The sequence below is a fragment of the Streptomyces sp. CG 926 genome, assembly GCF_003148825.1.
Taxonomy (GTDB): domain Bacteria; phylum Actinomycetota; class Actinomycetes; order Streptomycetales; family Streptomycetaceae; genus Streptomyces.
This window is the reverse complement of the sequence record NZ_QGGZ01000023.1, coordinates 50,480-68,583: the sequence shown is the minus strand read 5'-3', so window position 1 is coordinate 68,583 and position 18,104 is coordinate 50,480. Positions and strand designations below refer to the sequence as shown.

General features: G+C 71.2%; 18 protein-coding genes. 9 read left to right on the top strand and 9 right to left on the bottom strand.

The genetic code is table 11. The features are described 5' to 3' along the window. Positions 1-9: 9 nt before the first annotated feature. Positions 10-1,344 carry a lysine N(6)-hydroxylase/L-ornithine N(5)-oxygenase family protein gene (locus BCL76_RS37230; RefSeq protein WP_109783935.1) on the bottom strand — a complete coding sequence of 445 codons (1,335 nt, stop codon included), beginning with the start codon at positions 1,342-1,344 and terminating at the stop codon, positions 10-12. 252 nt (positions 1,345-1,596) lie between these two features. Between BCL76_RS37230 and BCL76_RS37225 the strand changes: the two genes are divergently transcribed. The 4 genes from BCL76_RS37225 to BCL76_RS37210 all read left to right on the top strand — a co-directional run bounded on the left by BCL76_RS37225 (position 1,597) and on the right by BCL76_RS37210 (position 4,510). Then, positions 1,597-2,541, top strand: a complete 945-nt coding sequence (locus tag BCL76_RS37225) for a methionyl-tRNA formyltransferase (RefSeq protein WP_109783934.1) — start codon at positions 1,597-1,599, stop codon at positions 2,539-2,541. Between the two features lie 329 nt (positions 2,542-2,870). After that, positions 2,871-3,413 carry a hypothetical protein gene (locus BCL76_RS37220; RefSeq protein ID WP_109783933.1) on the top strand — a complete coding sequence of 181 codons (543 nt, stop codon included), beginning with the start codon at positions 2,871-2,873 and terminating at the stop codon, positions 3,411-3,413. A 2-nt stretch (positions 3,414-3,415) separates the two neighbouring features. After that, positions 3,416-3,913, top strand: a complete 498-nt coding sequence (locus tag BCL76_RS37215; RefSeq protein WP_109783932.1) for a hypothetical protein — start codon at positions 3,416-3,418, stop codon at positions 3,911-3,913. Between the two features lie 165 nt (positions 3,914-4,078). Then, complete coding sequence (locus BCL76_RS37210) at positions 4,079-4,510, top strand: ATP-binding protein (protein ID WP_109783931.1); 432 nt, start codon at positions 4,079-4,081, stop codon at positions 4,508-4,510. Positions 4,511-4,547: 37 nt separating this feature from the next. Here the strand turns inward: BCL76_RS37210 and BCL76_RS37205 are convergent, their stop codons facing one another. Next, on the bottom strand, positions 4,548-5,462 hold the full coding sequence (locus tag BCL76_RS37205; protein ID WP_109783930.1) for a hypothetical protein: 915 nt from the start codon (positions 5,460-5,462) through the stop codon (positions 4,548-4,550). A gap of 136 nt (positions 5,463-5,598) precedes the next feature. Beyond that, complete coding sequence (locus BCL76_RS37200; RefSeq protein WP_109783929.1) at positions 5,599-6,876, bottom strand: AI-2E family transporter; 1,278 nt, start codon at positions 6,874-6,876, stop codon at positions 5,599-5,601. 271 nt (positions 6,877-7,147) lie between these two features. Between BCL76_RS37200 and BCL76_RS37195 the strand changes: the two genes are divergently transcribed. Continuing rightward, positions 7,148-9,199: an MMPL family transporter gene (locus BCL76_RS37195; protein ID WP_109783928.1), complete on the top strand. Its 2,052-nt coding sequence runs from the start codon at positions 7,148-7,150 to the stop codon at positions 9,197-9,199. A 113-nt stretch (positions 9,200-9,312) separates the two neighbouring features. On the opposite strand, the gene BCL76_RS37190 is transcribed toward BCL76_RS37195, so the two are convergent. Next, the gene (locus BCL76_RS37190) at positions 9,313-9,936 is read right to left on the bottom strand and encodes a TetR family transcriptional regulator (protein WP_109783927.1); all 624 of its coding nucleotides are present in this window, start codon (positions 9,934-9,936) and stop codon (positions 9,313-9,315) included. An 84-nt stretch (positions 9,937-10,020) separates the two neighbouring features. Between BCL76_RS37190 and BCL76_RS37185 the strand changes: the two genes are divergently transcribed. From BCL76_RS37185 to BCL76_RS40430, 3 genes are all read left to right on the top strand, one after another. Next, a complete protein-coding gene (locus BCL76_RS37185) occupies positions 10,021-10,242 on the top strand; it encodes a hypothetical protein (RefSeq protein WP_375138011.1) in 222 nt (73 codons plus the stop codon). Then, positions 10,239-10,541, top strand: coding sequence for a DUF4190 domain-containing protein (locus BCL76_RS37180; protein WP_109783925.1), 303 nt, complete (start codon positions 10,239-10,241; stop codon positions 10,539-10,541). The genes BCL76_RS37185 and BCL76_RS37180 overlap by 4 nt, the downstream gene beginning before the upstream one ends. A 162-nt stretch (positions 10,542-10,703) precedes the next feature. Then, entirely contained in the window at positions 10,704-12,281 is a 1,578-nt protein-coding gene (locus BCL76_RS40430; RefSeq protein ID WP_309136885.1) for a serine/threonine protein kinase, read from the top strand. A 139-nt stretch (positions 12,282-12,420) separates the two neighbouring features. On the opposite strand, the gene BCL76_RS37170 is transcribed toward BCL76_RS40430, so the two are convergent. The 3 genes from BCL76_RS37170 to BCL76_RS37160 form a co-directional block, all read right to left on the bottom strand. Beyond that, complete coding sequence (locus BCL76_RS37170; protein WP_109783923.1) at positions 12,421-13,860, bottom strand: hypothetical protein; 1,440 nt, start codon at positions 13,858-13,860, stop codon at positions 12,421-12,423. A gap of 445 nt (positions 13,861-14,305) precedes the next feature. After that, positions 14,306-14,569 carry a hypothetical protein gene (locus BCL76_RS37165; protein WP_109783952.1) on the bottom strand — a complete coding sequence of 88 codons (264 nt, stop codon included), beginning with the start codon at positions 14,567-14,569 and terminating at the stop codon, positions 14,306-14,308. Between the two features lie 374 nt (positions 14,570-14,943). Then, positions 14,944-15,819 carry a LysR family transcriptional regulator gene (locus BCL76_RS37160; RefSeq protein WP_109783922.1) on the bottom strand — a complete coding sequence of 292 codons (876 nt, stop codon included), beginning with the start codon at positions 15,817-15,819 and terminating at the stop codon, positions 14,944-14,946. Between the two features lie 122 nt (positions 15,820-15,941). Between BCL76_RS37160 and BCL76_RS37155 the strand changes: the two genes are divergently transcribed. Continuing rightward, entirely contained in the window at positions 15,942-16,940 is a 999-nt protein-coding gene (locus BCL76_RS37155; protein WP_109783921.1) for an NADP-dependent oxidoreductase, read from the top strand. 163 nt (positions 16,941-17,103) lie between these two features. Here the strand turns inward: BCL76_RS37155 and BCL76_RS37150 are convergent, their stop codons facing one another. Then, positions 17,104-17,274 carry a hypothetical protein gene (locus tag BCL76_RS37150; protein WP_258310139.1) on the bottom strand — a complete coding sequence of 57 codons (171 nt, stop codon included), beginning with the start codon at positions 17,272-17,274 and terminating at the stop codon, positions 17,104-17,106. A gap of 387 nt (positions 17,275-17,661) precedes the next feature. Further along, the gene (locus BCL76_RS37145) at positions 17,662-17,985 is read right to left on the bottom strand and encodes a hypothetical protein (protein WP_109783920.1); all 324 of its coding nucleotides are present in this window, start codon (positions 17,983-17,985) and stop codon (positions 17,662-17,664) included. Positions 17,986-18,104 lie beyond the last annotated feature (119 nt).

Here is an 18,104-nt window from a genome sequence, read left to right as displayed (position 1 = left end):
TGCGGGTCCTCAGGGGGTGGGCGCCGTACGGGAGGCCGGTACCGGTACGCGGCCGTGGGCGACGATGGACTGGAGGATCTCGCCGACCCTGACGGCCGTGTTCGACAGCAGGGAGGACGTGATGCCGTGCGTGTGCTCCGTTCCTCCCTGGAGGTAGATGCCGCAGCGTAGTTCGGGCGCGCTCCGGACACGGTAGTCGCGTGCCACGCGGACGCGGCCGAGGCCGTCGCGTCGGCAGTACTTCTCCACGTCACCGAGCAGTCCGAGGCCGTCCGCCGAGCGGTATCCGGTGGCGTAGACCAGCGCGTCGGCCGCCAAGGCCTCCTTCTCCCCCGTGACCAGCGATTCGACGGTGACGCGTACGTGGTCGGGGGTCTCGGTGACGTCCGCGAGCCGCGACACCTTCAGGAAGCGGAGCCGCTCGGTTCCCAGGACCTTCTCCTGGTACTCCTGCCGGTAGAGGTCGTCGATGAGGTCGATGTCGACCACCGAGTAGTTGGTGTTGGCGTGGTACTCGATCAGCTTGCGCTTGATCTCCTCGGGGGCGGTGTAGTACTCGTCGACCGCCGAGGGGTCGAAGATCCGGTTGGCGAAGCCGCTGTCGTCGGCGGGGCTGTAGCCGTAGCGCGAGAAGACGGCGCAGACCTCGGCCCGGGGGAAGGTGCGGTGCAGGAAGGCCACGTTCTCGGCGGCGCTCTGGCCGGCGCCGACGACGACGAACCGGGAGGGGTCGGCTCCGCCCAACGCGGCCACCCGCGTCAGGAGTTCCGAGGTGTGCCAGATCCGCTCGGTACGGTCCACGCCCTCCGGCATCCGGGGTCGCAGGCCGGTGCCGATCACCAGGTTGCGCGCCCGGTGGACCACGAGCTCCGAGCCGGATCGGGCGGTCACGTCGACGTACTCGATCACGCCGTCGCGCAGGACCGGGCGTACGGCGACGACCTCGGATCCGTAGGAGACCATGTCGTCGACCTTGGCGGCGGCCCACTCGAAGTAGTCGTGGAACTCGACGCGCAGCGGGAAGAGGTTCTTGTGGTTGACGAAGTCGATCAGGCGGCCCCTGCTCTGGAGGTAGCAGAGGAAGCTGTACTCGCTCGCCGGATTGCGCAGTGTCACGAGGTCCTTGAGGAAGGACACCTGCATCGTGGCGTCGTCGATGAGCATGCCGCGGTGCCAGCCGAAACGGGGCTGCTGCTCGAAGAAGTGGGCGGTGACCGCTTCCTGCGGTCCGACGCCGGCGTTGTGCTCGCTGAGCGCGATCGCCATGGCCACGTTCGAAGGGCCGAAGCCGATGCCGATGAGGTCGTGGATCAGGGGCGCGTCATCGGACAGATCCTGTGACATGTGACTCCCAATCGTGCGGGGGGCAGCCGATTGCCATGCGTGGGGGAACCGGGGGCAGGGCACGCCGAAGGAGCGGAGCCCGAAGCGAACTTAGGGAAGGCTAACCTGACACAGTGGACCTGTCGATGGGCAAATCAGATCGAGCCTCCACCGATCGAGAGCTGAACTCTCGTCAAACGAGGGCATGTTGCACAGTTAGGTAAGGCTTGCTTTACTCGATTTGAATCTGTCGCCGCTCCAAGGAGGAACCCCATGCGGGTCGTCATGTTCGGCTATCAGACGTGGGGGCACCGCACCCTGCAGGCCCTGCTGGAGTCCGAACACGATGTCGTCCTGGTCGTGACGCACCCGAAGAGCGAGCACGCCTACGAGAAGATCTGGAGCGACTCCGTCGCCGATCTCGCCGACGCCCACGGCGTCCCGGTGCTCATCCGCAACCGCCCTGACGACGAAGAGCTGTTCACCCGGCTCAAGGAGGCGGAACCGGACATCATCGTGGCGAACAACTGGCGCACATGGATCCCCCCGCGCATCTTCGACCTGCCCCGCCACGGCACCCTCAACGTCCACGACTCACTGCTGCCGAAGTACGCCGGCTTCTCGCCGCTGATCTGGGCGCTGATCAACAACGAGCCCGAGGTGGGCGTCACCGCCCACCTCATGAACGACGAGCTCGACGCGGGCAACATCGTGGTCCAGCGCGCCGTACCGGTCGGCCCGACGGACACCGCCACCGACCTGTTCCACAAGACGGTCGACCTGATCGCGCCGGTCACCGTGGGCGCCCTGGGCCGGATCGCGGCCGGCGAGACCGACTTCACCCACCAGGACCGGTCTCAGGCCAGCTTCTTCCACAAGCGGTCGGCCGAGGACATCCGCATCGACTGGAACTGGCCGGCCGAGGACCTCCAGCGACTCGTCCGCGCCCAGTCGGCCCCCTACCCGGCCGCCTTCACCTTCCACCGCGGCAAGCGTCTGGAGGTACTGGCCGCCGTCGTCTCGGAGGGCCGTTACGGGGGCACACCCGGCCGTGTCTTCTACCGCGAGGGCGAGGGCGTCGTGATCGTGGCCGGAGCCGACGCCCGCACCGGGCGCAATCACGGCCTCGCCATCACCCGGGTACGCACCGAGGACGGCGAAGAGATGCCCGCCACGGACTACTTCACCACCATGGGCGGGTACCTGACCAGCCACTGACCCACCACCCCTCTTCGACCCACCCGCCCCGTCGACCCGGGCGCCGAACCTTCCCGGCGCCCGGGTCGACCTTTTGGCCGCGGCACCCGGGCGGAGCAAGCGGGGTGCACGGGCGGGCACGGGCACGGGCACGGAACATGATCGCGCGTCCGCCGGGTAGCCGCCGGAGCACGGGGTGCGGTTCGGGCCGACAGAGGCTGCGACGGAGAGCCGCACCCCGGCGGGACCGAGTACCCCGGCGGGACCGAGCAGGCCGGGCCCGCGTTTGACCGGTGCCACTGCGGGCAGCCGCGTGGCAGAGGCCGATCAGGCCCGGATGGAGGCGAGCCATGTCGAACAGCGTGCTCATCACCGTGATCGTCATCGCGGCGGTCGTGGTCATCGCACTCGGCGTCGGGCTGTGGACGATGTCCCGCCGGCGCCACCTGCAGCAGAGGTTCGGGCCCGAGTACGACCGCACGGTCGAAGCCGAGGGCGGCCGCATGGCCGCGGAGCGTGACCTTCGGGCCCGCGAGGAGCGCCACGCCGGATTCGAGCTCAAGGAACTCCCCTCGGAGCGGCGTCAGCAGTACGCACGGGAGTGGAGCAACGTCCAGGAGCGATTCGTGGACCGGCCGGAGGGCTCCGTCGGCGAGGCCGACGAACTCGTCACGCGACTGATGCGCGAGCGCGGGTACCCCACGGAGGGATTCAATCGCCAGGTGCGCGACCTCTCGGTGGAACACGGACGGACCTTGGAGCACTACCGCGCCGCGCACGACGTCAAGGAGCGCAGCGGTACGGGCCAGACGACGACGGAGGAACTCCGCGGAGCGATGGTGCACTACCGCGCGCTCTTCGGGGAGTTGCTCGACGACCAGAGGAGCCGGTGACCATGCGGAACCCGTTGGACAGGAAAGACGACCGAGCTGTCGGCACCGAGCTGACCACGGAGGACATCGCCAACCCCCAGGCGGCGTCTCCCGAGCCCGACCCCCGGCTCGACGATGAGCGGCAGGTGCCCACCTACCCGGGTGAGGCGACGGCGGACACCCGGGGCGACGACGATGCCGCCACGGAGCAGGAAGCGACCCGGTACCAGAGCGAGCAGCCCTCGGCGGCGGACGAACCGCTCGTGGCCGACGAGGAGGCGGAGGGCTACCGCAGGACGTGGCGCGAGATCCAGAGCCGATTCGTGGACGACCCGCAGGAAGCGGTCAAGTCGGCGGACGCCTTGGTGGCCGAGGTGATGCAGACGCTCGCCCGAACCTTCTCCTCGCGCAAGCAGGGGCTGCAAGGTCAGTGGGACCAGGGTGAACAGGTCGCCACGGAGGAGCTGCGGCTGGCACTCCAGCAGTACCGATCCTTCTTCGACCGGCTCCTCAACACCTGAGGCCGACGGCCCAGGATGTTGTCGGCGGGCGAGCCACCCGAGCGTCGACGCGGCCGCTGCGCGCCGGACCCCGCAGGTAGGGGCCCGGCGCGCACTCCGTAGGCCCGCCGGTACCGCAGGCGCTCTTGAAGGGGTACGGACAGAACACGCCACCCGGAGCCTGTGATGACTCCCTCGAACCATGACCCTCAGCCTCAGCCTCAGCCTCGATGGCACCTCGATCTGCCCTACGACGCCAGTGCCGCAGGCCGTGCCCGCGACGCGACCTACTGGTTCCTGCACGGCGCCTGCGATCTGGAGCATCCGGTACTCCCGGCCTCGGCGGACGCCGCCGCGCTGATCGTGACCGAACTCGTCACCAATGCCGTCCGGCACACCGACGGCCCGTGCAGCCTCGACCTCGCCCTGCACGAGGGGCTGCTCGACATCGACGTCACCGACACCAGCTCGGTACCGCCCGTGACACGCCCCCCTCACCTCAACGGCAGCGGGGGCTGGGGCCTGATCCTCGTCCGCCGCATCGCCCGCGAGTTCAGCATCATGCCCACCTCCGCGGGCGGGAAGCGCGTCCACGTCTGCGTCGCCGTCGCCGTGTGACACCGCCGACGCGGGTCAGCGATCGGCCGATGTCGTATCAGTCTTCGCTCCGGCCCGGTTCTTCCAGTCCGCGTGCGGCCTTCTCCGCGGCCCGGCCGGCTTCCGCGTGAGCCCGCTCGGCCCTCCGATACGCCTGCTTCGACTCCTGGACCTCCCGTCGGGCCGTCTCGACCCGCTGCCGCACGGTGGAGAGTTCCTCGCGCAGGTCGGCCGCCTCGCCCTCGGCCCGGTCCCGGTCGGCCGCGGCCTCGGCCAGGCGCTGCTCGGTGCGCCGCAGTGCCGCCGCTGCTTCGGCGGCGCGTTCCCGGGCGGCCACCGTCCGGGCACGGCGCTTCTCGGCGGCCCGCCTGGCCCGCGCGGTCTCCTGGCCGGCCGCCGGCCGGACCGGATCGGCCACCGCGGGGGCGGGTACGGGCGCCGTCGCGGGAGGGCGTACGGGGGTGTCGGGCGGGGGCACGGCTCCGGGGGCCGGTTCCAGGCCGTCGAAACCCACCGTCACGGGCGGCGGCTTCGCCAGCCGGCCGGCCACCCACAGGCGAGCGGCGTCCTCGTCGCCCAGCAAGCCGTGGAAGATCTCTCCGACCTCGCGCAGCGCCGTCTCCCGTAGCCGCTCCCCCGCCCCGGCCGCCAGTTGGGCGGCCTCCCCGGACAGCGCACCGATCACCTGGTGCTGCTGGTGCGACAGAGCCCGCATCCCTTCGCCGTCGAGCTCCCGGTGCGCACGGCGCAGTTCCGTACCGAGGCGCAGCAGGGCCTCGGCCAGGTCGGGGCGGCTACGAGCCAGCAGGTTCACGGCCCACACGGCCAGGGTCGGCCTGCGCAGTCCGCCGATCGCGGCCACGGCCGCGGTGTCCTTCTCCCCGCGGGCCCGGGCCACGTAGGCGTCGCGGGCTCCGATGAAGTCCGCCGGCCTCAGCCCGTACAACTCGAAGATCACCGCATCCGCGTCCATACCGGCCACCCTGCCCCGCGGCGGGGCCGCGACCGGGTGCGCCACGTCGTCGGCGGCGCAGGTTCATCCCGGCTGCTGAACCCGCAGGCCAAGGTGTCCCGGTGCCCGGGTGCCCGAGCACCCGGGTTGCAGGATGTCAGGCGGGATCCTGGTGGGTCGTCGGCGGCGGATCCGCCGGCTCCTCCTCGGTCTCCGCGGTGGCCGGCGCCGGGCTCTCGTCGTCTCCGGCGTGGGCGCGCAGGTGTCCGATCACCGTGTTGGCCACGGCGACCAGGGGGACGGCGACGACCGCTCCCCCGATGCCGGCCAGCACGCCGCCGGCCGCGACGGACAGGACCACCGCGAGGGGATGGACCCGTACGGCCCGCCCGAGGATGAACGGCTGCAGCACATGGCCTTCGATCTGCTGGACGACGAGCACCACCAGCAGGGTCATCAGTGCGGTGAACACCCCCTGGGTGACCAGCGCGACGACCACGGCGAGCGCCCCGGACGCGACGGCGCCGACGAGGGGCACGAACGAGGCCAGGAAGATCACCACGGCGATGGGGACGGCGAGCGGCACGCCCAGGAAGTAGATGCCGAGACCGATGAACAGGGCGTCGATGAAGGCGACGATCACGGTCCCGCGGACGTAGGCGGTCAGGGTCCGCCAGGCGGCCGGTCCCGCGTCGGCCACATCGGGCCGGGCAGCGGCGGGCACCAGCTTGAGCGTCCAGCGCCAGATGCGCCTGCCGTCGTACAGCAGGAAGAGCGTCGAGAACATCGCCAGCAGCATCCCGGTCAGGATCTCCAAGAGGACGGTGACGCCTTGGAGCCCGGTCGAGGTGATCTCGCTGGTGCTGGTACCGATGGCATCGCTCAGGCGCCCGGCCACGTCGTTGATCTGCTGCTCGGTCACGTGGAAGGGGCTGTCGAGGAGCCATCGTTTCAGTTCCTCGATGCCTTCCTGGAGTCGCCCGGAAAGATTGTCGAGGTTGTCCAGCACCTGCCAGACGACGAACCAGCCGATCAGTCCCAGCACGACGAACCCGAAGAGCGCGGTGACGGCGGTGGCGAGCCCCCGGGAGAGCCCGACGCGGTGCAGGCGGGCGACCGTCGGCTCCAGCAGGGCCGTGATGAGCAGCGCGGCGACGAAGGCGAGGGCGACGAGCCGGACGGAGCCGATGACCCTCATGACCACCCACAGGGCGGCGGCGAGCACCAGGAACCGCCAGCCGGCCTCGGCCGCGACCCGTATCCCCCAGGGCACCGCCCGGGCGGGGTCCGGGTCACGCGGACGCCTCCGGTGTGCTTCGGCCGCGCGCTCCCGTTCGGCCGACAGTTCGGCCTCGCGGAGCGCCTGCGCACGGCGCTCGCCGAATGCGGCGGCGCCGGCTTTCACGCGGCCGGGCCATGTGCGGATTCCGGGCATCGTGGACCTCCTTCCGTCCCACCCCGCCGTCTGCCCAGGTTTCGGCCGCTCAGGCAGGCCGGCCCGAGGTACTCGAAACCGGTTCGACCGCACCCGTTCCGCCGGCGGCGGCAAGTGATGCAGAAACGCTGCACGTTGCCTCCGCGCCCCGCCGCGGGGAGGGTGAGCCCCCTGTCTCCGGGGCGTGTCCGGCCGCCTTACGGGTTCACCCGTGGTCACTCTGGACCATCGAGCCCGTAGGCCGTCCACCCCCACCTGACTCAGGAGCATCATGCGCGCCTCGCCCCGACCGGCCCGGTGGCTGGTGCCCGTCCTGCTCCTCGTGGTCTGGCTGGGCGTCGGAGGAAGCCTCGGCTCCTACGCGGGGAAGCTCGGCGAGGTCTCCACCAACGACCAGGCGGCCTTCCTCCCCCGCAGTGCCGAATCCACCAAGGTCGCCCAGGCCCAGGGCGCCTTCCGGCAGGAGGAGTCGCTGCCGGCCGTGGTGATCTGGACGGCCGACGGCGCCGCGAAGGTGACCCCGGCCCAGGCCGCCTCCGCGCGAGCCGCGCTGGCCACGCTGGAGGGCCGGCCCTGGATCGCCGGATCGGCCTCCCCCGTCCTGCCGTCGCGCGACGGCAGGGCGCTGCAGGCCGTGGTCCCCCTGGACCCCGCGTCGGGCGACGAGCTCCCCGCGGCGGTCGCCGAGATCCGGGAGGCCGGCGCCCGTGTCGCGGCCACCGCGTTCCACGTGACGGGGCCCGCTGCCACCCGGGCCGACCTGTCGGAGGCCTTCGCCGGGATCGACGGACTGCTGCTCGGTGTGGCGCTGGCGGCCGTCCTCGTCATCCTGCTGCTCGTCTACCGCAGCGTCCTCCTCCCGTTGTTGATCATCGTCGGGGCGGTGTTCGCCCTCTCGCTGGCCTGCGCGATCGTATACGCCCTGGCGAGCGCGGGGCTGGTCCGGGTCGACGGGCAGGTCCAGGGGATCCTCTCGATCCTCGTCATCGGCGCGGCCACCGACTACGCCCTGCTGCTGACCGCCCGCTTCCGTGAGGAACTGGGGCACACCGAGGACCGGTACTCCGCGATGGGCGCCGCCCTGCGCCGGTCCTGGGGGCCGATCGTGGCCAGCGCCGGCACCGTGGCCCTGGGTCTGCTCGCCCTGTTCCTCAGCGACCTCACCAACAACCGGGCGCTGGGGCCCGTCGGGGCGATCGGGATCGTCTGCGCGGTGGCGAGCGCCCTCACCTTCCTGCCGGCCGCGCTGGTGCTGCTGGGACGCAAGGCCTACTGGCCGGCGCACGTGACGGTCGGGAACGGCTCGGCAGGGATCTGGAGCCGGATCGCCGCCCTGGTCGGCGGCGCTCCCCGGCGGGTGTGGGCCGTGGCCCTGGCGGGCCTGCTCGCGTGCGCCGCCTTCGCGCCCACGCTGCACTCGGGCGGTGTTCCGCTGGACGAGATCTTCGTCAACGAGGCCCCTTCGGTGACGGCGCAGAAGGTACTCGGCCGGCACTTCCCGGGAGGGGCCGGCAATCCGGCCGTCGTGATCGCCGCCGCCGACCGGCAGGCACTCGTACGCGAACGGGCCGAAGCCACGCGGGGCGTGGACTCGGCCGCCGTGCGGGGCGAGCAGGGCGGCCGGGTACGGATCGACGTGATCCTGAAGGACCCCGCGGACAGCGCGGCGGCGAAGGAGACGGTGGTCCGGCTGCGCGAAGCGGTCCATCAGGTACCCGGCGCGCAGGCCCTCGTGGGCGGCTACACCGCGCAGGCCTACGACACGCAGCGGACCGCCGAGCGCGACCGCGAGGTCATCGTCCCGGTGGTGCTGGCCATCATCCTCGTCATCCTGGTGGCCCTGCTGCGCTCCCTGGTGATGCCGCTGCTGCTGGTGTCGACGGTGGCCCTCAACTTCTTCGCCACCCTGGGCGTGTCCGCCCTCGTCTTCCAGTACGTGTTCGGGTTCAGCGGCACGGATTCGTCCGTCCCCCTGTACGGGTTCGTCTTCCTCGTCGCGTTGGGCGTGGACTACAACATCTTCCTCATGTCGCGGGTGCGCGAGGAGTCGCTGCGGCACGGCGTCCGGGAGGGGGTGACCCGGGGGCTGACGGCCACCGGCGGGGTGATCACCTCCGCGGGGGGGGTCCTCGCCGCCACGTTCGCCGCGCTGAGCGTCATCCCGCTGGCGTTCCTCGTGCAGATCGCTTTCATCGTGGCCTTCGGCGTCCTGATGGACACCCTGATCGTGCGCTCGCTCCTGGTTCCCGCCCTGGTCCTGGACATCGGTCCGGCGGCCTGGTGGCCGGGCCGGTTGAGCCGCCGCCCGAGCGCCGATCTCTGACGCGGGCGGGGGGCGGGGCAGCGGCACGTGCGGGGCCCCGGCGGCGGAGCGGTGCAACGCCGAGGCCGACGCCGACGCCGACGCCGAGGCCGAGACCGAGACCGACGCCTGGGTCAGCCGGGCCAGTTCACGCGTCCGAGATGGATCAGGCGGAGCTGGGCGCGTGCCGTGCCGGTGGCGGCCGACCAGTCCTCGCCCCGGAGCGAGGCGGCCAGGAACGCCGAGGCCGTCATGAACATGTGGTCCACCAGCAGCCGCGACAGCATCGTCACGTCGTCGGCGTCCCAGCCCTCGCTCACGGGATCGGCCGCGAGCGCGGCGCCCACCTCGTCGGCGAGCACGTCGAGTTGCCCGGCGATGGCCTCGCGCACCGCCGGCACCCCGCCGTGGCGCTCGCGGACCAGGAAGCGGACGTGCGCGGGCCGGTCGCGCACGAGTTCGGCGACGAGTCGCACCACGGCGTCGCCGCGCCGCGCGGCGTCGCCGGTCGCGGCGAGGATGTCCCGCACCGTCCCGTGCAGGCTGGCCAGCGCCTCCTCGACCAAGGCGGTCCCCAGCTCGTCCATGCCCCGGAAGTGCCGGTAGAAGGCGGTGGGGGCCACTCCGGCGGCCCGGGTCACCTCTCTGAGGCCGAGGCTGCCGAGGCTGCGGTCCGTCAATTCCGCCAAGGCCGCGTCGAGCAGGGCGCGTCGGGTGCGGCGGCGCTGGGTCTCACGAAAGCCGGTGTGCGGACTCATGACGCGAAGTCAACCGCGTCACAGTTGCGCGCCGCCAGCATGAGGACAACTGAACTGGGTAGTCAGTGAACAACTGTTACCTGAATGGAAGGACGTCTCATGCTCTTCCTCGTAGGTGCGTTGCTGGTGCTCGGCGTCGTCATCGGCGCCGTGGCCCACGTCCCCGCGCCCGTCAGCATGGTCGCCGGTCTGGCCATCGCGCTCTGGCTCGCCGTCTTCGCCGTACGCGAGCGCTTCTCGGGCCACCGCGGGGCCGCACGCCTCGACCACGGACACCTCGACCACGGACACGGAGGTCTGCGATGAGCCCGCTGACCGGAACCGACACCCGGGCCGCCCGGGCCCGTACCGGAGCCCGACCCCCGGCCCCCACCCGTGACGCCGACGCGATGGCCGTCACCGGGTTCGTCCTCGGCCTGGTGGGGCTGCTCGTGATGAACCTGATCCTCGGCCCGACCGCCGTCGTCCTCGGCGCCTTCGCCCTGCGGCGGCGCACGACCAGGCCCGGCCGGGCCCGCCTGGGCATCGCCCTGGGTCTGGCCGACCTGGCCGTTCTCGGCTGCCTCGTCACCGCCGACGGGACCTGGTCCTGGGGCCTGGCCTGAGACATGTCGCATGGTCAGGGGTCACGTGGAGCCACGTCGGTCGCCGATCTGAGCAACGTCCGCGCACGCCTCGGAACGTATGCGAACGCCGTGGAACGCCTGCATGACCATGATTCAGGCCACTAGAATTCGGCCGTACCAGGCGCGATGCGGGGGGGCCGAGTGGACGCATTGATACCGGGTGACCCCGTGCGGGTCGGGCCCTACCACGTCGTCGCACGACTCGGCAGCGGAGGCATGGGCCGGGTGTACCTGGCCCGCACGCCCGGCGGACGCAGCGTGGCCGTCAAAGTGGTCCATCCCGAACTGGCCCGGGATCCGGAGTTCCGACGCCGGTTCGCCCGCGAGGTCGCCGCCGCACGGGCGGTGGACGGGCGATACACCGCACAGGTCCTCGCCGCCGGTGTGGACGATCCGACACCGTGGCTGAGCACGGTCTTCGTACCCGGGATGTCGCTCGCCGAGGCCGTGGCCGAGCACGGGCCGTTCCCCGAAGCCTCGGCGCTCGCCCTGGCCCGCGGCCTGGCGGCGGCCTTGGCGGCCGTGCACGCCGCCGGGTTGGTGCACCGTGACCTGAAACCGTCCAACGTCCTGCTGGGCCCCGACGGGCCCCGGGTGATCGACTTCGGGATCTCACGGGCCACCGAGGCGAGCGCGTTGACCCGCACCGGTATGACCGTCGGCTCCCCCGGCTTCATGTCGCCCGAGCAGGCCTCCGGGGGCACGGTCGGGACCGCTTCCGACGTGTTCTCCTTCGGGGCGGTGCTGGCCTTCACCCTGAGCGGTGAGAGCCCCTTCGGGACCGGCGCCACCCCCGCGCTGCTCTATCGGGTCGTGCACTCCGAACCGCGGCTGGAGAACCTCTCCGGGCCCGCGCGAGACCTCGTACGGCGCTGCCTCGCCAAGGACCCCGCCGCACGGCCCACCCTGGAAGCCCTGTTCACGGAAGTCGCGGCCGAGGCGGACGACGCCCGGCCGATCGGTTCCGACTGGCTGCCGGCCCCGGTCGCGCACAGCCTGCTCGCACGCGCCTCCTCGGCGCTGGAGGCGGACTCCGACCCGTCGCTGACGGCCACCGAGCCCCCGCGGTACGCGCCGACGCGGGTAGATCCCGCGGTGGCGGCCGGGGCGTACCCGGCCACCCCGCCCGGGTACGGCCCGCGCCCGGCCGGGGCTCGCGCCCGGCTCCGTACGGCACCCTTCGTCGCGGCCGCCGCCGTGGTGGTGGCCGCGACGATCGGGGCCCTCGCGTACACGGCCGTGCAGAACGGGAAGGACGCGGCCGAGCGCTACGTCTCCCAGGACGACAGCGGCGACAGCGGCGACAGCGGCGACGGTCCGACGGATCCGACGTCGGAGAGCTCCGACCCGCTCGACGGGTGGTCCATGTCGGATGAGGCGGAGATCCAACTGCCCACCGGCCACGGCATCGACGCGACCGACCTCACACAGGCGCCGCTGGGGGACGGCTTCGATCTCGACCTGCACGCCGACTGGAACCTCGCCGGGGACGACATCCTGCTCATCAAGTCCGGGGATGCCGAACTGAACAGCGACTGCCTCGCGGACGAGCGGAGCTCCGACTACGGAACGTCGGTGGAGGACGCCGACTGGGGCATCGACGACCTGATCTGCGTCCGGGTCTCCTCCGACCTGTTGCTCGTCCTGCAGGTCACCGACATCCAGGACGGTCAGGACGACTACCTGGAGGGCGTCGCCAAGGTATGGCAGCGCGATTGATCCACTGATCCCGTCCGGTCCGCAGCGTGATCGACACCGTAAGGGGGGTACGAAGAACCTCTACGCCTTCCGGCAGCTCCTCACACACCGAAGCGACGCGCACCGGTGAACGACGAGAGCGGCCGTCGGCGAGCGTCTGTCAGGGGGTGGGGCGGAACATGATGGTTCCGGTCGGCCCTTGCCCGGGTTCGGTCAGGGCAAGACTTCCTGTGGTGTAGTCGATGATCAGGTTATCCATGGACAGCAGGCTGTCGGTTGCCTTCACGGTACTGATCTGGGTCCGGGTGCCGTCCTTCGCCGCATAGGCGTAGACGGGCATGTCCTGGGAGGTCTTCCCTGCCAGCACGTACACGGTGTCCTTGTCGACTCCGAGGAAACGGGGGGTGGTGACGGTGTCGACCGCCTCGGTCCATCGCGTGGCGCCGCTCTCCAGGTCGAGGGCGACGATCTGAACGGGAGCCGTGCTGCTGGCGGGGTTGCCCGCGACGAGGTAGGCCGTGGAGCCACTGAAGGCGATGTCGAAGCGCTTCGCCCCGCCGAGGCGCCGGCTCCGGTTCAGCCGGATCTCGCCCGCGTCGGAGGCGAGCGGAATGCGCCGGGCCACACTGCCGTCCCGGGTGAAGGTGACGAGCTCCGGCTTGGTGACCTTGTCGAAGCTGTAGGGCTCGACGATCGCGGTCATGGGGGCGGCCCCGACCAGACTGACGCCGCCCTTGGCGGGCACCGGCATGGGGACGGGCTCCTTGGACAGCTCCTTGCCCGAGGCATCGAGGGTGGATACCCAGTACCTCCACAGCTCAGGGCCGCCCTCGATGCCGATCATGACCATGATCCGGTCCTGGTGGGCGGTCATGTCCCAGTTGAGGACGTACTTGTCGAGCCCGACCCCGATGTTGCGCCACGTCCATGCTTCAGCGCCGTCGAGACGCAGCCCGACGACCGTGTTCGGGGTCATGACGGCGAGGACATCGCCGGTGAGGAAGGCGAGCCGGGTGGTGTCGTTCGTCAGCGGCTTGCCGTTCAGGGGGGCGCCGGAGATCTGCTTGGTCCAGGCGATCTTGTTGCCGTTGCGGGTGTCGATCAGCGAGATGCGGTCACAGGCAGCCCTCAAGGCCTCCGGGTCGCCCTTGATCCACGCGATCGCACCCAGGCCGTCGGCGGTGAGGCTCTCCGTCATACCGCAGGGCGTCATGTCCGGTTCGGGCGGCACGACGGTGCCCAGCTTCTTCCCGGTGGCAGGGTCCAGGATCTCCACCCCGGTCCCGCGGCCCACATAGTAGGCGCCTGGCGTCCGCCAAGCGGCCATGTACGGCGTGCGCAGCGAGTCACCCTCGACGCGCGGAGACTTCCACACCGGGGCGAGCTGCGCCGGGGCGAACGGTTCCTTCGGCGCGCTACTGCTCTTGGCGGGCGTGCTCGTCGTGCTGTCGCTGCAGGCGGTGGCGCCGGCGAGGAGAAGAACCGCGGTGGCGGTGACGGCGAGGATCCGGCGGCCGCGGTCCCGCAGGCGTCCGCCGCTCCGCGGCTGGAATATGTGACCGGAGTCCTCGGTCGGGTAGGCCTGCTGATGGCGCGCCATGCGGTGGTGTTCTCTTCCGTCTCGATGGATGGTGTGGCCGGGCCCACGCCACAGGGCCGCCGCGGCGGCGGCGCGGAACGTGGCGGGGGTACTGGGAGGAATCGTGTCACAGCGGCAAACAGTGACGCGTCCTCACCATTGCCGGCTCATCCGGGGGTTCGTGTCCGGCTGAGCGCTACGGCGGCCCGCCACGCGACGCGCGCCGCCGGAGCCGAGAACGTACGGCCACTGCCGCACCAGGGCGCGCGGGCTGTCACGAGCCGTGCCGAACACGACGGCCCGGGAGACGACGACGGCGTGCAGGGGTGGCCGGCCCCCATTTCGGGCCGGCCACCGGCCCCGGCACGACCGTTGCCGTGCGACGGTCGTCGCGTCACCGCACCTGATCGCCGAGGACGTCGCGAGCTGCGGCCCGGTCGCCGCCGACGGAAGCCGCTCGGACCGGTCACAGACCGGCGATGTCCCCGGCCTTCTTGAGTGCGGATCCGAGCGCGTCCGCCACGGCGTTGTGCCGCTTCGTGCGCGCCGCCCGGTCCGCCGGTACCAGGCGTGCGGCGGCCTGCACGGCGTGGGCGTCCGGATCACCGAAGGCGGTCTGCGGGTGCTCTCCCGTCTCCGCGCAGTGGGCCGTGACCTCCTTGACCGCCCGGAGCACAACTGCCCGGTCCACGCCCGGCTGCATGGCCAGCCGTACCTGGAAACGCGCCATCCACTTTTCCCGGTCCTTGTCCGCCACGTGCTCTCCCCGGTGATCGAAGTCGTCTGTCGTGCTGTGGGACGCCGGGGCGTCGGAACGGGTTGCGCATGCCTGACGTCGGGGTGGCCCGGACCCGGCCGACGGTCGGTCAGTGACCGCCGGTCGACTCGGAGCAGCCGCCCTCGGGAGTAGGGACCGTTGGTCTTCTGGACGAAGGCGGTGACGCACGCGTCGTCATGGACACGGACACGGACACGGCACACGGACACCGACCGACGCACCGTCCGGGCCAGACGTAGTGGTCGGTCTCGAAGCGCCGGCCCGACGAACACAGCGCGCCTCACCTCTTGGCGCAGTTCAGCGCCGACCGGTTCGGCCGGTCCCGGTCAGACTTCCGGGGCGGTCATGACGGCCTCGGCCGCCAGGCGGAGCTTCCTGATCATCGGGTTCGGGTCCCCCTTGCGACTGACCAGGACGACCTGGCTGGGGGGAGCGCCCTCGATCGGGACGGTGACGAGGTCGGGACGCAGTGAGCTACGCCGATCGCCGACCGGTAGCACGGCGATCGCCCTGCCACTCGCGACGAGTTCGAGCTTGTCCTCGTAGCTCTCGATCGGTCGGACGCCGGCCCCGAGGATCCGGTAGGAGGTCCAGTCCGTGGTCTCGAACGCGCACGGCGTCGCCTCCTCGCCCGCCAGTTCTTCCGCGGTCACCGACGCCCGGTCGGCCAGTCGATGGCCACGCGGGACCACGAGCATCCGGGGCTCCTGGTACAGCGGGGTGGTGAGCACGTCGTCGGCGGCGAGCGGCAGCGGGGCCCGCGCGATCAGGGCGTCGACGTGCTTGTCGGTGAGCGCGCCGACGTCGCGACAGCTCAGGTACCGGGTGGTGATCTCGGCATCCGGGTAACGGTGGCGCAGTTCCCGTACGGCGGCAGTGATCACCAGGTCTTCGACGTACCCGATGGCGATGCGTTCGGTCCGGTGTGGTTCACGCACGGTCAGCTCGGCCTGGCGGGCGGCCTGCAGCAGGGCTTGGGCCCGGGGGAGGAACCTCTGGCCGGCCGGGGTGAGCCGGGTGCCCTGGGGAACGCGGTCCAGCAGGCGTGCGCCGAGATACTTCTCGAGCCGTTGGATCTGGCGGCTGAGCGCCGGCTGGGCCACGTGCAGGTCGGCGGCGGCCCGGCCGAAGTGCTGGTGCGCCGCCACCACGGTGAAGTAGCGCACCAGCCGCAGTTCCAGGTCCTGTCCGAGATCGTTCACCCTCGCAGCGTACGCGTCATGCCGTTTCGGAATGATCAGGTTGCCGAACCGGTCTTGGACGGTCGTGCCGTCATGGGCCTTGACTGAGGGAGCAACGTTTCCCCGAGAAAGCGACAGGCGCGATGAAGGCCATTCAGTTCCACGAAGCGGGCGGACCGGAAGTTCTGCGGTATGACGAGGTGCCGGTTCCCGAGATCGGCCCGGGCGAGGTGCTCGTCCGGGTGCACGCGGCGGGCATCAACCCGCCGGACTGGTACCTGCGTGAGGGGCTGAAGGTCATGCCGGCCGAGATGAGGCCGGCGCTGGAGTTCCCCTTGATCCCCGGAACGGACATGTCGGGCGTGATCCAGGCGGTCGCTCCCGACGTGCGGGAGTTCGCCGTCGGTGACGAGGTCTTCGGCATGCTGCGATTTCCCGGATTCGACGGCAGGACCTACGCCGAGTACGTGGTCGCGCCGGCCTCGGACCTGGCTCACAAGCCGGCCGGTATCGACCACGTACAGGCGGCCGGGGCGCCGATGGCCGTGCTCACGGCCTGGCAGTACCTGATCGACCTCGGCCACGACGTGCCGTCCCCTTTCACCGGCCAGGTGCACCGGCCGGTACCGATCACGCCGGGGATGACCGTGCTGGTCAACGGGGCCGCCGGTGGAGTGGGCCACTTCGCGGTGCAGCTGGCGAAGTGGAAGGGGGCGCATGTCGTGGCGGTGGCCTCGGGCCGGCACGAGCAGTTCCTGCGCAAGCTCGGCGCCGACGAGTTCATCGACTACACCACGACGCGGGCCACGGACGTGGTCAGCGGCGTCGACCTGGTGATCGACACCGTCGGCGGCCCGGACAGCTCACGCTTCCTGACCGTGCTCAAGCACGGAGGCACCATGCTTCCGGTGTTCTTCGCCCGGTACGACCCGCAAGAGACGGCGCGTCTGGGCATCACGGTCTCGAACATCCAAGTACGTTCCAACGGCCCCCAGCTCGCCGAGATCGGGCGCCTGTTCGATCAGGGCAAGCTCCAGGTCGGGGTGGACAGCACCTACCCGCTGCCCGAGGCGGGCAGCGCACACACACGGGCCGCGAAGGGCCATATCCAAGGCAAGATCGTGCTGACGGTGGTCCCGTGATCACCGAACCCCAGCAGGCGGTGGTGCACTACGCCCCCGCGCTGGACGAGCTGAATGTGCCTGCGCCGGAAGCGATCGGACCACGAGCCCGGGGAGGCTGCGGCCTCACCGGCACTCGGCACGCCGTCGCGTGGACCGCAGGAGCCCTTCGTGGGCGGGGCGGTCACGTAGTAGACGACCCGGACCCCTCGACGTCGTCCGCGTAGTCGGGCAGCAGGGTGGGCACTTCGGTGCCGAGGTCGGGGTTGACGCTGATCGCGACGATCGCACCGTCCGGACGGTGCGTCCCGTTCCCGGTGAGTTGGGTGAGCTGAGCGAGGGCGGCCTCAACCACGACGGCACGCGAGCGGCGGCCGCGTGGATTTCCGCCAAGCAGGGGTGACCGGTCGAGCGGCACGCGTTCCGGTGGCGCGGAAGTGGCCCGCTCACCCGCCTGGGTCCGCGGCGCACGAAAAGGCGTGCACGCGGGACGGACCCGGGGGGGTGCGGGGTTATGCGGCTCGTGCACACCTCGCGCCAGGTGTGGACGAGCCCGCTCACCGCGCTCCGCTCGGCTTCACCTCGGGGTGGTCAGGTGCTCTTGCGAGCCGCCCCCAGCATCGCGGGACCGGTGATCAGCAGGGCGAGCCCGACGACCGGGAACGGGAAGCCGGGCCGGAAAGGACGTACAGGGCGACGCCGGCCAAGGTGGTGGGCGTGCCCGCGGCCACCATCGCGACCGTCAGGTCGCGCTCGGCGATGTTGCGGCTCGCCGCGCCGTGCGCTCGGCCTGGATGAAGCAGCCCACAGCGGCCGCAATGAGACAGAAGCCGAAGACCGTGCAGGCCATCACGGTATCCGCGGACGCGTCGAGCATTCGGGGAACGGCGTTGAGCGGCATGAGTGCGTAGAGGCAGAGGACCGCCCAGGCGTAGGGGCGGGCGGCCAGTTGTCGACCTCGCAGGCCGCGTGGCGTCCAGCCGGCGAGCAGCGCCAAGGGGAGCGGCAGCACGAGCAGCGTGCCGGCCGCGAGGGCGATCGCGTGGTAGATGGGGTTGCCGTTCATCGGTACCTTCCTGGATCGGACACCCACGATAGACCTGGCGCTGGGGCTTCTTCATGCCGGAGTCCGGCAAGGTCCGGCGGGTCGAACTGCTGTCAGGGAACCCTCGACGGGGCGCATGG

What these genes read in the sequence shown, in the direction of transcription:
- BCL76_RS37230 (WP_109783935.1), bottom strand. Translation starts at nt 1,344, where the DNA reads ATGTCACAGGATCTGTCCGATGACGCGCCCCTGATCCACGACCTCATC.
- BCL76_RS37225 (WP_109783934.1), top strand. Translation starts at nt 1,597, where the DNA reads ATGCGGGTCGTCATGTTCGGCTATCAGACGTGGGGGCACCGCACCCTG.
- BCL76_RS37220 (WP_109783933.1), top strand. Translation starts at nt 2,871, where the DNA reads ATGTCGAACAGCGTGCTCATCACCGTGATCGTCATCGCGGCGGTCGTG.
- BCL76_RS37215 (WP_109783932.1), top strand. Translation starts at nt 3,416, where the DNA reads ATGCGGAACCCGTTGGACAGGAAAGACGACCGAGCTGTCGGCACCGAG.
- BCL76_RS37210 (WP_109783931.1), top strand. Translation starts at nt 4,079, where the DNA reads ATGACTCCCTCGAACCATGACCCTCAGCCTCAGCCTCAGCCTCGATGG.
- BCL76_RS37205 (WP_109783930.1), bottom strand. Translation starts at nt 5,462, where the DNA reads ATGGACGCGGATGCGGTGATCTTCGAGTTGTACGGGCTGAGGCCGGCG.
- BCL76_RS37200 (WP_109783929.1), bottom strand. Translation starts at nt 6,876, where the DNA reads ATGCCCGGAATCCGCACATGGCCCGGCCGCGTGAAAGCCGGCGCCGCC.
- BCL76_RS37195 (WP_109783928.1), top strand. Translation starts at nt 7,148, where the DNA reads ATGCGCGCCTCGCCCCGACCGGCCCGGTGGCTGGTGCCCGTCCTGCTC.
- BCL76_RS37190 (WP_109783927.1), bottom strand. Translation starts at nt 9,936, where the DNA reads ATGAGTCCGCACACCGGCTTTCGTGAGACCCAGCGCCGCCGCACCCGA.
- BCL76_RS37185 (WP_375138011.1), top strand. Translation starts at nt 10,021, where the DNA reads ATGGAAGGACGTCTCATGCTCTTCCTCGTAGGTGCGTTGCTGGTGCTC.
- BCL76_RS37180 (WP_109783925.1), top strand. Translation starts at nt 10,239, where the DNA reads ATGAGCCCGCTGACCGGAACCGACACCCGGGCCGCCCGGGCCCGTACC.
- BCL76_RS37170 (WP_109783923.1), bottom strand. Translation starts at nt 13,860, where the DNA reads ATGGCGCGCCATCAGCAGGCCTACCCGACCGAGGACTCCGGTCACATA.
- BCL76_RS37165 (WP_109783952.1), bottom strand. Translation starts at nt 14,569, where the DNA reads ATGGCGCGTTTCCAGGTACGGCTGGCCATGCAGCCGGGCGTGGACCGG.
- BCL76_RS37155 (WP_109783921.1), top strand. Translation starts at nt 15,942, where the DNA reads ATGAAGGCCATTCAGTTCCACGAAGCGGGCGGACCGGAAGTTCTGCGG.
- BCL76_RS37145 (WP_109783920.1), bottom strand. Translation starts at nt 17,985, where the DNA reads ATGAACGGCAACCCCATCTACCACGCGATCGCCCTCGCGGCCGGCACG.